This window comes from Staphylococcus sp. HMSC068G11 (assembly GCF_001815825.1).
GTDB lineage: Bacteria > Bacillota > Bacilli > Staphylococcales > Staphylococcaceae > Staphylococcus > Staphylococcus epidermidis.
The window spans coordinates 67,944-81,725 of the sequence record NZ_KV822090.1 but is presented as its reverse complement, the minus strand read 5'-3'; the positions used below and the strand labels follow the sequence as shown (position 1 = coordinate 81,725).

The window sequence follows — 13,782 nt, the reverse complement described above, 5'->3', positions numbered from 1 at the left end:
ATGACTTATATCACGAGTTACTTTACTTATTGTCCATGGTAAATTTTAAATTTCAATGGTTTGATATCATTCATTTGCCATTCGTTATAAATAATATTTTTATCAATTACCTTATTGATAATAGTAATGCCGCAATCGCCACCACCAGCACCTGAAGTTTTAGAAGCGCCACCGTGCTTTTCACCGACATCACATAATTTTTTTAGCTTATCTGTTTCAATTTCAACTGATGCTTCGTTATCCATAGATTGAATAATACGTCTGTTTATACGTATCATCTTTTGAACACCTTTGATATTATTAGTTTTAAAAGCTTGGATTAAACTTTCTACACAAGCATGAGATTGATCTAAAAAATCACCATAAAAACTTGGATCTGATTTTAAACGTTTGACTTCACTCACTAAGTGTGGAGAAGAAGCTGGGGACCCAGTCCATCCAATAAGTACTTCCATATTTTCGGGAGCTTGTAAAGGTTCGATATGTAAGCCTGGCCAATTTTTTTCCAAAACATCATTCACCGATGTTTCTTCCATTTGCTGTTTCACCCAGTCATGGTCGAACGTACTATATGCAAGCCAACCACTGTAGACACTAACCGCAATATCACCACATGAACTTAAACTTTGTAATTTCATATTTGCAATTACAGCTAATTTATAAATATAAAGGTTTGATAATTCCAAACCATAGAATTCATTCAAAGCTTTAACAACAGATACTAAAACAGCGGCGCTTGAACCTAATCCGTACTTCTGACCAGAGTTATCTGCTAAGTTACTATCAATGGTTAAATGAAAGTGCTTTAAATTCATATTGCAACTGCGCACATACTGTTCAAACACTTCTATAGCTGTCACAACATATTTCAGTTGCTTAGCAGCTTGAACATCTGAGATTTCAATTCTATCTTCATTACGGTCAAATTTAACTGGTTCATAATGTAATGTTTTGGAATGAATACTACCTTCAACTTTATTTGACGCCTCAATTGTCGCCGTTACAAAGCGATTTACTGCAATAAGAATAGATTTATATCCTGGTTCGGTTACTGCATACTCGCCTGCAATATAAAGTTTTCCGGGGGCTTTTACCTGAATCATTCTATCTCTTCCTTACTTAATAATTTCAACGCCAGAGCTGATGATATCACTTGCTATAATCTTCGATTCGTCAAATACTTTTAAAAATTGTTCCATCACAGCTTGTTTATTTTTCTTTTCTACTAAAACTTTTACATTGGGACCCGCATCCATTGTAAAGTAACAAGGTAAATTGGCTTTTCGACACTGTTCCACAATCGCCATAGCATCGTAGCTTTCTTGCACTAAATACGTAAAAGGAGGTTGAGCACCTAAGTTAGTGGCATGCATACGTAAACCATTTGCTTCAATGACTTCGCCTAAGCGTTGAAAATCTTGGTTTTTAACTGCCTCTTTAGCTTCATTTAAATCTTCATCAACGTGATCCAACCAATATTGATAGAATCTAGAAGTATCTCTTGTTAGTGACATACCTGACCTACTAGATACTTTTTTTGACTGATTATTAATCACTACAAATATCATTGATAAATCTTTTTCCCAACCATTGGAATTAATTTCATGTGCATATGAGGTCAAATCATCATGCCCTTTTTCCCATTCAGCAAATCCACCAAAAATACTTCTAGAAGCAGAACCTGAACCACGTCGAGCTAAACGTGATAAGTCTGTATCTGATAAGTTCAATGACAAAGCTTCATTACAAGCGGCAGCTAAAGCAGCGTAAGCACTCGCTGAAGAAGCAAGTCCAGCTGCTGTTGGCACATGATTCTCACTTTCAATTCGCGCATGCAAACGATTTCCAGCCAAATCTCTCACTATATTCATATAGTTTTGAATCTTTTCTTTCTCTTTGGCATTCACTTCATTTCCATTTAAAATAAGGCGATCTTCAGTAAAATCAGGGTCAAAAGTCACTTTTGTTTCAGTATAAAATCGATCTAAGGTAATTGATAAACTATTATTCATAGGAATAATGTAAGTTTCATCAGCTTTCCCCCAATACTTAATCAACGCAATATTTGTATGTGCTCGTGCTTTGCCACTTTTCACCAATGATTTAACCTCCTAAATGTTCAATCCATGTATGTGCTGCGCCAGCCTTTTCAACTGCAGCAACAATAGTTTTTGCAGTTTGTAAATTTTCCGCAAGAAGAAGCATGCTGCCACCTCTTCCTCCACCAGTTAGTTTACCAGCAATGGCACCATGTTCTTTCCCAATTTGAAGTAATTTTTCTATTTTATCGTGACTTACTGTTAAATGTCTCAAGTCTTTTTGACATGCGTTAAATATGTCAGCCAAATGATGGAAATCATGCTGTTCAATCGATTCACTAGCTCTGTGAACAAGTGTACCAATGTGCTCTACATATTTCATATATTCATTAGATTCACACAATACGTGAACATCTTCCACTGCTTGTTTGGTAGAACCCTTTACTCCGGTATCAATGACAACCATATAACCATTCAATTTTAGTGATTTTAATGTTTCGGCCTTCCCTTGTTTAAACCATACAGGTTTATTTGACACAATCGTTTGCGTATCGATACCACTTGGCTTACCATGTGCGATTTGCTCCGCCCAATTCACTTCTTTAATCAATGTTTTGTCATCTAAAGGTTGATCCATAAAATCATAACTGGCACGTACAAACGCTACTGCTACTGCAGCACTTGAACCTAAACCTCTTGATGGAGGCAAGTTAGTTTGAATTTTTACTGATAGTGGTTCTTTCACTCCACTTTTTTCAACAAAGCGATTAATGATAGACTTTAGATGTTCGGGAGCATCGTACAACATTCCGTCATATACGTCACTTGTGATAGAAGAATAATTTCCTTCATCTAAACTTTCAATGAGGACTTTAATTTTCCCAGCATTAAATGGAATTGCGATTGCCGGTTGACCAAATGTAACTGCGTGTTCACCCATTAGAATAATCTTTCCAGTAGATTCTCCGTATCCTTGTCTAGTCATATTTTCTCACCTTTATATACCTTCTTTAAAATATCACTTCATAAGATGTACTGACGATGTTAAAATGATTGACTTGCTGTTTAACGTGATATTAATTTAATTTCTTTACATATTCATCTTGATTGATGTCACTTAAATGTCAATTTTATCGAATACATTTATTATATCGCCAATAATCAAGCGTTTATTATAACTATTTAAAAATAAAATAACAACAAAAGGGTATAATAACTTTTTGTTTAAGTTTTCACAACACTTTAATATTATAAAACTCTTTTAAAGAGTTATCAAAATCATGAAATATATTTACCTTAAATGACAATTTTGTAAACATCGTTAAATTTTTTACTAAAGTTTTTAAAATTTTCCACCTCAACTATAATACTACAAATTTGTGATAGAATATATATCATTTTCTAACAAAGTCATCTTAACTTTTGTTTGAAAGGTATTTTTATTAAACAAAATAGTACTAGGATTGAATTTGTTGTCCTCTTTTAACCTCGAATAACACTTGTCTTTTTTATTGGTTTTCCATGTAAAATTCTCTTGGTTAGAACCCCTTTGATTGAAAATTTATATAAAAATATTTTCTATTCACATCAAGTATCACTGCTAATACGTAAAAAAACCTGAGACAATTATTTTGTCCCAGGCTTATTTTTTTGACTTATCTATAGTGTCACCTTGCTAAAAATCTAATTTTTCATTTATTTTCGCATTGCGTTCTAGCATCTTATCATAGTACCCCTCGTAACGTGTCCACTCGTCTTCTGTAATAGGATCCATATTTAAGTTTGCCCCTAAATCTTTTAGTGCATATAATAATAAAAACATAACATCTTGCACTTTAATTTCTCTATTTAAAAGAGTTTCTAAAGATGCCATACATGAGGGATCTATGTCTGGATAGTGAAACTTAGTAGTCTGCCCTTTAAGTGCACGTTGATAAAACTGTTGCATCATTAATGCCCGTTCTGAGCCAGAACCTTCAATACATAAGTATATTTGCACTGCGATACCACCACGTACTCGTCGCTGAGAAATCCCGGCAAATTTCTTATCATTAATACTTAAATCAAATTTTCCTGGGCAATACGATTGCTCAATTTCTTTAGTATCGATACTAACATCTTCATCCTCAAACATTTTACTAATCAATAAATACATCACTGTAAAGGCTTCATCAATAGTCGTTTCGGTTTGTCCTTTAAAAATCAAAGATATATTTAATATTCCTTGATCTAATACGACACCCAAGCCACCAGAATTCCTAACAATCGCATTATATCCTTGTTCATCTGTAAGAAAACGAATACCATCACTTAAAAATGGTAAACGCGAATCATGAATGCCCAAAATCACGGTGTGTTGATGTATCCACGTTCGTACTACATTACAAGATAAGTCTTTACCAACGCTTTCGGAAAAAGTGTCATCAAACGCAAAAGATTGCATGGGCTCTAAACCACTTGAATGATCGACATAACGCCAGTTGATTTGATTAAAATATTTAGTTGCTAAGTCCATTATTGTAAGGCTTGAGCAGCTGTAATAATAGATAAGTTATAAACGTCTTCAGTTGAGCAACCACGAGATAAATCATTGACTGGAGAGTTTAATCCTTGTAGGACTGGTCCTACTGCATCGTATCCACCTAAACGTTGAGCAATCTTATAACCAATATTACCTGCTTCTAGACTAGGGAAAACAAATACATTCGCATCACCTTGAATTTTTGCACCAGGTGCTTTCTTCTCTGCTACGCTAGGAACAATAGCAGCGTCAAATTGGAATTCCCCATCAATAACTACATGCTCTAATTGATCCGCTTCAGCTTTTTCTTGAGCTAACTTCAATGCTTCTTGCACTTTAGTAACATCATCCGATTTAGCAGAACCTTTTGTAGAAAAGCTTAACATAGCTACTTTAGGGTCCATTCCAAAGCTTTGTGCTGATTTAGCACTCTCTACTGCAATTTCAGCAAGTCCTTGAGCATCTAATTCTGGATTAATAGCACAATCCCCAAAAATATATTGTTCATCACCTTTAATCATAAAGAAAATACCAGATGTTCTAGATACACCAGGTTTAGTTTTGATAATTTGTAATGCTGGTCTTACTGTATCTCCAGTAGAATGTGCAGCACCACTCACTAAACCTTCAGCCTTTCCAGTATACACAAGCATTGTTCCGAAATAATTTACATTATCTAATAATTCAACTGCTTGTTCTTTAGTTGCCTTACCTTTACGTCTTTCAACAAAAGCATCTACAAGCTCATCTTTAAGTTCACTCGTCGCTGGATCTATGATTTCAATTTGCGTTAAATCTAAAGCGTGTTTAGACGCAAGAGATTTAATATTATCTTCGTTTCCTAAAACGATAGGTGAAACATAGTCAGTTTTTTGTAGCTGAGTCGCAGCAATGAGCACTCGTTCATCTTCACCTTCAGGTAATACTATTTTTACATTTTTTCCGGATAATTTGTCTTGTAATACAGATAATAAATCAGCCATAATATCCTCCTTAATTCTCTCTTATAATAACGTTTACATAGTAAATTATACGTTATTTTTTATCAGAATTCCATTTCGCTTTTGTAAACATTTTTTTAGTAGTTAAATGAATGTTTGTGATAGAATTTGAAATGAATCCAATAAGAATTTTGAAAAAGGAGAGATTGATAATGAGTGAAGCAGCAGAAACTTTAGATGGTTGGTATAGCTTACATTTATTTTATGCAGTAGACTGGACAACTTTTCGTTTAATTGCTGAAGATGATCGTGAAGCAATGATCACTGAATTAGAAACATTTGTTAAAGATAAAGCAGTTGCTAGAGAATCACATCAAGGTGATCATGCAATTTATAACATTACAGGTCAAAAAGCGGACCTTTTACTATGGTTTTTACGTCCAGAGATGAAAGAGCTAAATCAAATTGAAAATGAGTTTAATAAATTACGTATCGCAGACTATCTCATTCCAACTTATTCCTATGTGTCAGTGATAGAATTAAGTAATTATTTAGCAGGCAAATCTGATGAGGATCCTTATGAAAATCCCCACGTTAAGGCACGATTATACCCTGAATTACCACATTCTGAATATATATGTTTCTATCCAATGGATAAACGACGCAATGAAACTTATAACTGGTACATGTTACCTATCGAAGACCGTAAAACTTTAATGTATAACCATGGGATGATAGGTCGTAAATATGCTGGTAAAATCAAACAGTTTATCACAGGTTCAGTAGGTTTTGATGACTACGAATGGGGTGTTACATTATTTTCAAATGATGTACTTCAATTCAAAAAAATTGTCTATGAAATGCGTTTTGATGAAACGACTGCTCGTTATGGCGAATTTGGTAGTTTCTATATTGGGCATATTTTAAACATCGAAGACTTCAAACAATTTTTTAGTATATAAGTTAAAGTGAAAAATTAACCCTACACACCAGAATCATAATTTACTGGTGTGTAGGGTTTTTAATATGTAGAAAAGATAATACCTTATCTTAAATTTAATGACTATAAAAATTTTAAGAGCCTGTACAATTAAGATGTACTAGGCTCTTATGTTGTAGTATCCTTGGGAGAACTTTAAATCACTACTACGTATATAGTTAACCTCATAGAATATACCGTCGCTACTCAATATATTCACTGTCATCGTTAACTAATATTATTTTAACCTTTTTGAAATATTTGAAACATTATATAAAGGTAAATGTACAACTATAAGGTTTTTTTTAATATTTATTATAAAATTCATCTATATAATCATTATTTTATCTGCTTAACTCTATGAAAATGACTTTAAATAACAAGTTGCACGTCATGTAAACCTCAAGGGTTGTGGCGTTTTCCTAAAACCTTTACTATAATTATAATAATGATTTATTCTTAATTTTAAAAAAATTTGGTGATGAAATGAATAAGGATACAATTGAAACATCTCATGAAGCATTGATAAAAGATGTTGTTATGATTACTGCTCGTATATTACTAGAATCTGGAGCAGAAGGTACACGGGTAGAGGATACCATGGCACGTATTGCTACAAAATTGGGCTATCCTGAAAGTAATAGTTTCGTGACTAATACTGTAATTGAATTTGTTTTACATAACGAAGCATATCCTCGGTTGTATAGGATTAAAACTCGAGATACGAACTTAATAAAAATTTCTCAAGCTAATGAAATCTCACGTCAAATTACAAATGGCACGATGACGCTTGAAGAAGCTAAGTATCAATTAGAGGAAATATATGTTGCTAAAAGAGATAGCAGTCTACCCTTCAAAGGAATTGCCGCAGCAATTATCGCTTCGAGCTTCCTCTATCTACAGGGAGGTCGTCTGGTTGATATCATCACAGCTGTATTAGCTGGAACGATTGGATACTTAGTAGTAGAAATATTAGATCGAAAGCTACACGCACAATTTATTCCAGAATTTATAGGTTCTTTGGTAATAGGTATTATTTCTGTAATTGGACATGCATTTGTTCCTAGCGGAGATTTAGCTACAATTATCATTGCCGCGGTCATGCCTATTGTACCTGGAGTACTTATTACAAATGCTATTCAAGATTTATTCGGAGGACATATGTTAATGTTTACAACAAAATCTTTAGAAGCTTTAGTTACTGCCTTTGGTATAGGCGCTGGTGTAAGTTCAATATTAATTTTAGTCTAGGAGTGCACTCATATGTTTTGGATATTTAATTTTATATTTAGCTTTCTTGCTTCACTCTTTTTCTGTGTCATATTTGATGCCCCTAGGAAGTTGTATTTTGCTTGTGGCTTTGTCGGCGCTTGTGGATGGATGGTTTATACTCTATTATTTAACGGCTTTGAGCTCCATACGATTTACTCAAGCTTTTTCGGAAGTTTAGCGTTAGGTCTACTTAGTCATTACATGGCTCGTCGAAAAAAAGAGCCTGTAATTATTTTTATGGTTACAGGTATTATACCTCTAGTTCCAGGTGGACTTGCTTATGATGCCACTAAAAACTTAGTGTTATTACACTTTGGTAAGGCGATTAACACAATGCTTGAAGTGACATTAATAGCAGGTGCTATTGCTTTGGGTTTATTATTTGCTGATCAAATTTCTAAAATCGTTATTTCAGGTTTTGCGCGTACCAGAAAAAGATTGTAATATCAATGAAATCTTTCGCTAAAAATTAACGTTACTCTAACCAATTAAATTTATGGTTAAATATTGTTGGAAAATATATGATAAATAAAAATCCCAAAATGAAATTCTCAAAAATTTCATTTTGGGATTTTATAATATTGTCACAAAATAACTTTTAAATTTATTTATTCGTTGAATTAGATTGGCCAGGTTCATGAATCATCTCTAAAACTTCGTCTTCAGAATGATTTAAAATCAATCGACTCATTTCATCATTATTCATTTTCTTAAGTTTTGGCAAGCGAATGATAAAAAAGATTAATCCTATTACCAACCAAATTCCTAAAGCGATGTATGATGGTATCGAAAGTGCTGCAGGAGAACCTGGAATAAGCAATAAACATAAGAACACAAAGGATACAATCGATCCTATAATACCAAAAATTTTATAAACTGGTGCATACGTATTACTCTGTTTATTAAAACTAAATAATTTCGTAGCAGATAAACAAGTAATAAAATATGCAATTGAAACACCTGTAGATGACATATCTACAATCCATGTTAATGCCGTTCTACCTAACCAAGGAGCAATTAAAGATACAGCTACTAAGAAAATAATAGCGACATATGGTGTTTTATGTTTACTGTGTAATTTACTAAATACTGTTGGCATAATGCCAGAGCGCCCCATTGAAAATAGTAAGCGACTCGAACTCATTAAAAATCCATTTAATCCAGTAAAAATCCCCATAATAATTGCCACTGCTAATACTGCAAGGCCAATAAAACCGAATGCATCTTGAGTCACTGCACCGGTAAGCCATAAGTTACCATTTAAACTTGTTGCTTGTGTACCTAGCCAGCCTGTGTAAAGTAACATCACTACATAAGTGAGTGACGCAGCTAGTAAACTATAAACAATAAGTTTAAACGTCTTGTTAGGAGAAAAGTTAAATTCTTCAGCAGTTTGCGGTATATTATCAAACCCTACGTACGCCCATGGTGCAATAGAGACAATCATAATGATTGATTGAAACCATCCTTTATCTACACTTGCTAATGGCTCTAAATGACTCAAACTAAAGTGACTGCTAAAGAAAGAACCTATAAACATAAGTGCAACTACAAGGACCATTGCAACACAGAAGTAATATTGTAACGAACCAGACACACTGGCACCTCTAATAGTAATCAACATAAACACTATAAGTAGCACTGTTGCGATAACAATTTCAGTTATGTAAACATCCCAACCAGCTACTGTATATAACTTTCCGTTGTTCAAAACATTTGGTAATAAAAATTTAATCAACAAACTGAATGCTGTCGCATTTAACGCAACAACACAAACATAGCCAAATGTTAAAAACCATGAAGAGAAAAAGCTTACATATCTTCCAAAACTTAAAAAACTAAAAGCAAATGCGCCACCAGAAACAGGAAATTTTTCAACGAGTGCGCCATAACTTACTGCAATAAGAATCATCAATAACGCACCGATTACTATACCTATTGAAGAAGCAATAGGCCCTGATTGTTTAATCCAATCTCCTGGTAATATAAAAGCGCCCCATCCGATACACGAACCATATGCAATAGCCCATACAAATTTCTCGGAAAGATTCTGCTTAAGGTTACCTCTATCTACATTGTTATTTTTATTTTCCATAAATAAAACTCACCTCGAGAGTATAGTATACCCTAAAAGGTGAGTGAATTAACTCATGAACTTTTACCATTAAATTGTAAAGAACGTCATATTGTAACAAGATTGTATGAAGTGATTACCCTGCGAATTTAAGTGTAGCAATTACAAGAACAAGCCAACCAATTATAAATAGAACACCACCTATTGGCGTAATTGCACCTAAAATACGAACTTGTGTTAAGGCTAAGAAATACAAGGAACCACTGAAAAAGACAATACCAAAGAATAATAACCAACCAGCCCAATTTACATTCATTGATGTTGTACCACTTATTAAACCTATAACTAACAGACCTAATCCATGATACATTTGATAAGTTGTTGCTTTTTCCCATATTGACATGTATTTATCTGATAATTTACCTTCCAATCCATGTGCTCCAAATGCCCCAGTACCGACAGCCATCATTGCATTTAATGCACCTAAAATAATAAAAACTTTCATCATTTTGAATGTACTCCTTTATATTTAAAAATCAAAAATAGATTCACCATTACCAACATGATCATCTGTAATCATCATATTATTAGAAGTATGATGCTTTTTCATTGATTGTGGTACTTTACCACCCATTGCTTCTATTTCAGCTGCAGTTACATCATGTTTTTGTGAAGTCTGTTGTTTCATCTCATAATCATCTTTTATATTACTATTCATTGGTTTAGAACGATTTAATTTCTCTATTGTTGAACGACTTTGATGAGAACTAACAAGAGATGTGAGCATGTGTATAGCATACATATGCTTTTCAAATTCAGTATCTGTCTGAGCTTCATCTGCTTGTACCAATTCTTGCTCAATCAATTGTAGAATCTGTTCTTTGTTCATTATTCTCACCTAACTTTCACACCACTGAACTGGTGTTTTTCCTTTAGATTTTAAATAATTATTTGTAGTTGAATAAGGTTTAGAACCAAAAAATCCTCTAAAAGCCGATAGTGGACTAGGATGTGGCGATTTAATAATTAAATGTTTAGATGTATCAATGAATCGTTCCTTTTGTTGAGCAGGTCTTCCCCAAAGAATAAAAACAACATGCTCACGATAATTAGAAACAGCTTGTATGATTTCATCCGTAAATGTTTCCCACCCAATATTTCGATGTGAATGTGCTTCACCTTGTCGAACAGTCAATACCGTATTTAATAGCAAGACACCTTCTCTTGCCCAGTCTTGTAAATGGGGCGAAGTTCTATGACACCCTATATCATTTTCTAGTTCTTGATACATATTTCTTAAAGATGGTGGAAATTTAGCATGAGGTTGCACTGAAAATGCTAAACCATGTGCTTGATTAGGACCGTGATAAGGATCTTGTCCTAAAATAACAACCTTGATATCTTCAAAAGGCGTTAAATCAAATGCTTGATAGATATTTTTTTTATCTGGATAAACGATTTGAGTCGTATATTCTTTTTCTAAAAAGTCATGCATCGCCTGAAAATCATGGCGTGTTGTTATATCATGAAATACCTCTGACCATTTCATTCGTTTTCACCTCAAGCTACATTTTAACATATTCATATTGGAAAAATGACTGATTTTATAAGCATTAATTTTTGTAAACCTTTATATATTTTAGGTTTACAATCTATCTATTTTTAATTATATTACAATTACTATAGATAAATTTCAGTAGTTTGGAGTGTTATATATGTGTACGGCTATTTCTTTATATACAAAACAACGTTATCATTATTTAGCTAGAACGATGGACTTTGCATTTGAATTTAATGGTATCCCAACCATTGTTCCACGTCATTATCACTACCAATTTGATCTAGATTCAGACATGCGTCTTGAATATGGTTTTGTTGGAACAAATTTAAAAGTAGGACGTTATAGATTTGGTGATGGTATAAACGAAAAAGGTTTAGCTATTTCGAACCATTACTTCACTGGTGAAGCCTCATACAGTACCCATAAACGTTATGGTTATTTTAACTTAGCACCTGAGGAGTTTATTGTTTGGGTTTTAGGTTTTAATAAAAGTATTAGCGAATTAAAACAAAAGGTTAAGAAGATCAATATTATGAATGAAAAAAATACAACTTTGAATATCGTTCCTCCTTTACATTTCATGGTCACTGATGAAACAGGACATACCGTAGCCATAGAACCTTACAATGGCTTATTAATAGTTAAAGATAATTATGTTCATACCTTAACAAATGCGCCTAAATTAGATTGGCATCTATCTAACTTAAGAAATTATGCTTATTTAACACCACAGAAATCAACCAATCAATTAATAGGTAAAATGCTAGTAAGATCAATGGGCTGTGAAGCAGGAACAAATGGCTTACCGGGTGGTTATACTTCAACAGAACGTTTTATACGGGCTACATATTTAAGACACCAACTACGCTGTTCCCATAATGAAGATGAAAATTTAATGAATTGTTTTAAAGTTCTAGAATCAGTCAGTATCCCTCAAGGTGCAGTTATCGATGCCAATAAAATACATTACACACAATATCAATTAGTGATGGAAAGTAAAGAAAGAAGCTATTATATTAAGCCATACTTTAGTAATCAAATTTTCAAAATAAAATTAACTGAAGATCTTTTAAGTAAGAATGAGTTGACATTCTTACCTATTAATCACGAATTAAAGATAACATCAATACAGTAACTAACGTATGATGATTGATTTTGAATTTTACAAAATATAATAATTTAGCGTACGCGATAAACATGATATGATAAAGACACTAGAAATTAATGGGAGTGAATGAATGATGGCTTTAAAAAAAGTATTAACGATAGCTGGTTCAGATACAAGTGCTGGTGCCGGTATGCAAGCAGATCTTAAAACGTTCCAAGAACTTGATGTATATGGAATGGTAGCTTTAACATCTATTGTGACAATGGATAAAGAAACATGGTCCCATGATGTAACACCCATTGATATGAATGTCTTCGAAAAACAACTTGAAACAGCAATATCAATTGGACCTGATGCTATTAAAACAGGGATGTTAGGAACACAAGACATTATTAAACGTGCCGGAGATGTTTTTGTTGAATCTGGTGCAGACTATTTTGTAGTTGATCCAGTAATGGTTTGTAAAGGTGAAGACGAAGTACTTAACCCAGGAAACACAGAAGCAATGATTCAATATTTACTACCTAAAGCTACAGTAGTTACCCCGAATTTATTCGAAGCAGGTCAACTCTCTGGTTTAGGAAAATTAACATCAATTGAGGACATGAAAAAAGCTGCTCAAGTGATTTATGACAAAGGCACACCTCATGTCATTATTAAAGGTGGCAAAGCACTCGATCAAGATAAATCTTATGACTTGTACTATGATGGCCAACAATTTTATCAATTAACTACTGACATGTTCCAACAAAGTTATAATCATGGTGCAGGATGCACATTTGCTGCTGCCACAACAGCTTATCTTGCGAACGGTAAATCTCCAAAAGAAGCAATCATTGCTGCTAAAGCATTTGTAGCTTCAGCAATCAAAAATGGTTGGAAAATGAATGACTTTGTAGGACCTGTTGATCATGGTGCATATAACCGTATTGAACAGATTAACGTTGAAGTCACTGAGGTTTAAAAATACTAGATTGTATAAATACTAGTACATTTTAGCCCTAATTTATAGGCTCATTTAATTCCTACAAACTTTGTAATTATAATTAAATCAATATCTATATAGATGTGGAAAGCCTGGGACAAAAAGGTCCAAGATAAGTAAATAAAGACAATTTCTATTGAAATAATATAGGAATTGTCTTTTTTATAATTTTTTTGATAATTTTCAGCTCGTTGAGCTGTTACTTTTCTTATATTAAGCTACGATAATGTCTGAATTCATCGAATTCAGTATCGGGAATTGTTTCTGCAATATCATTTACATGTCGTGAAATATCATTTGTG

General features: G+C 33.4%; 14 protein-coding genes and 1 pseudogene. 5 read left to right on the top strand and 10 right to left on the bottom strand.

What is annotated here, in order from left to right:
• Positions 1–26 precede the first annotated feature (26 nt).
• The 5 genes from HMPREF3058_RS06630 to pta all read right to left on the bottom strand — a co-directional run bounded on the left by HMPREF3058_RS06630 (position 27) and on the right by pta (position 5,543).
• Entirely contained in the window at positions 27–1,103 is a 1,077-nt protein-coding gene (locus HMPREF3058_RS06630; protein ID WP_001832075.1) for a phosphomevalonate kinase, read from the bottom strand.
• Between the two features lie 12 nt (positions 1,104–1,115).
• Complete coding sequence (gene mvaD / locus HMPREF3058_RS06625) at positions 1,116–2,099, bottom strand: diphosphomevalonate decarboxylase (RefSeq protein WP_002458370.1); 984 nt, start codon at positions 2,097–2,099, stop codon at positions 1,116–1,118.
• 4 nt (positions 2,100–2,103) lie between these two features.
• A complete protein-coding gene (gene mvk, locus HMPREF3058_RS06620) occupies positions 2,104–3,024 on the bottom strand; it encodes a mevalonate kinase (protein WP_002491450.1) in 921 nt (306 codons plus the stop codon).
• Positions 3,025–3,714: 690 nt separating this feature from the next.
• On the bottom strand, positions 3,715–4,554 hold the full coding sequence (locus HMPREF3058_RS06615) for a lipoate--protein ligase family protein (RefSeq protein WP_002445773.1): 840 nt from the start codon (positions 4,552–4,554) through the stop codon (positions 3,715–3,717).
• Positions 4,554–5,543, bottom strand: a complete 990-nt coding sequence (gene pta / locus HMPREF3058_RS06610) for a phosphate acetyltransferase (RefSeq protein ID WP_002486803.1) — start codon at positions 5,541–5,543, stop codon at positions 4,554–4,556. Before pta ends, HMPREF3058_RS06615 begins: the two co-directional genes overlap by 1 nt.
• A gap of 170 nt (positions 5,544–5,713) precedes the next feature.
• Here pta and hemQ point away from each other — a divergent pair, with 170 nt between their 5' ends.
• From hemQ to HMPREF3058_RS06595, 3 genes are all read left to right on the top strand, one after another.
• Positions 5,714–6,463, top strand: coding sequence for a hydrogen peroxide-dependent heme synthase (gene hemQ / locus HMPREF3058_RS06605; protein WP_002458373.1), 750 nt, complete (start codon positions 5,714–5,716; stop codon positions 6,461–6,463).
• Between the two features lie 503 nt (positions 6,464–6,966).
• A complete protein-coding gene (locus HMPREF3058_RS06600) occupies positions 6,967–7,731 on the top strand; it encodes a threonine/serine exporter family protein (protein ID WP_002445770.1) in 765 nt (254 codons plus the stop codon).
• 12 nt (positions 7,732–7,743) lie between these two features.
• Positions 7,744–8,196, top strand: a complete 453-nt coding sequence (locus HMPREF3058_RS06595) for a threonine/serine exporter family protein (RefSeq protein WP_002445769.1) — start codon at positions 7,744–7,746, stop codon at positions 8,194–8,196.
• A gap of 160 nt (positions 8,197–8,356) precedes the next feature.
• Here HMPREF3058_RS06595 and HMPREF3058_RS06590 read toward each other — a convergent pair whose 3' ends face one another.
• From HMPREF3058_RS06590 to HMPREF3058_RS06575, 4 genes are all read right to left on the bottom strand, one after another.
• Positions 8,357–9,847 (bottom strand): APC family permease, encoded by a 1,491-nt coding sequence (locus HMPREF3058_RS06590; protein ID WP_002445768.1) that lies wholly within the window; start codon positions 9,845–9,847, stop codon positions 8,357–8,359.
• A 115-nt stretch (positions 9,848–9,962) separates the two neighbouring features.
• A complete protein-coding gene (locus tag HMPREF3058_RS06585) occupies positions 9,963–10,331 on the bottom strand; it encodes a DUF423 domain-containing protein (protein WP_002495847.1) in 369 nt (122 codons plus the stop codon).
• Positions 10,332–10,355: 24 nt separating this feature from the next.
• Complete coding sequence (locus HMPREF3058_RS06580; protein ID WP_002445766.1) at positions 10,356–10,715, bottom strand: DUF5327 family protein; 360 nt, start codon at positions 10,713–10,715, stop codon at positions 10,356–10,358.
• Between the two features lie 9 nt (positions 10,716–10,724).
• Positions 10,725–11,375: a uracil-DNA glycosylase gene (locus HMPREF3058_RS06575; RefSeq protein WP_002445765.1), complete on the bottom strand. Its 651-nt coding sequence runs from the start codon at positions 11,373–11,375 to the stop codon at positions 10,725–10,727.
• A gap of 166 nt (positions 11,376–11,541) precedes the next feature.
• Between HMPREF3058_RS06575 and HMPREF3058_RS06570 the strand changes: the two genes are divergently transcribed.
• The gene (locus tag HMPREF3058_RS06570; RefSeq protein WP_002475493.1) at positions 11,542–12,522 is read left to right on the top strand and encodes a choloylglycine hydrolase family protein; all 981 of its coding nucleotides are present in this window, start codon (positions 11,542–11,544) and stop codon (positions 12,520–12,522) included.
• 106 nt (positions 12,523–12,628) lie between these two features.
• The gene (gene thiD / locus HMPREF3058_RS06565; protein ID WP_002458379.1) at positions 12,629–13,459 is read left to right on the top strand and encodes a bifunctional hydroxymethylpyrimidine kinase/phosphomethylpyrimidine kinase; all 831 of its coding nucleotides are present in this window, start codon (positions 12,629–12,631) and stop codon (positions 13,457–13,459) included.
• Between the two features lie 50 nt (positions 13,460–13,509).
• Here thiD and HMPREF3058_RS12420 read toward each other — a convergent pair.
• Positions 13,510–13,698 (bottom strand): annotated as a pseudogene (locus HMPREF3058_RS12420) (hypothetical protein); the annotation flags it as partial.
• Positions 13,699–13,782: the final 84 nt, after the last annotated feature.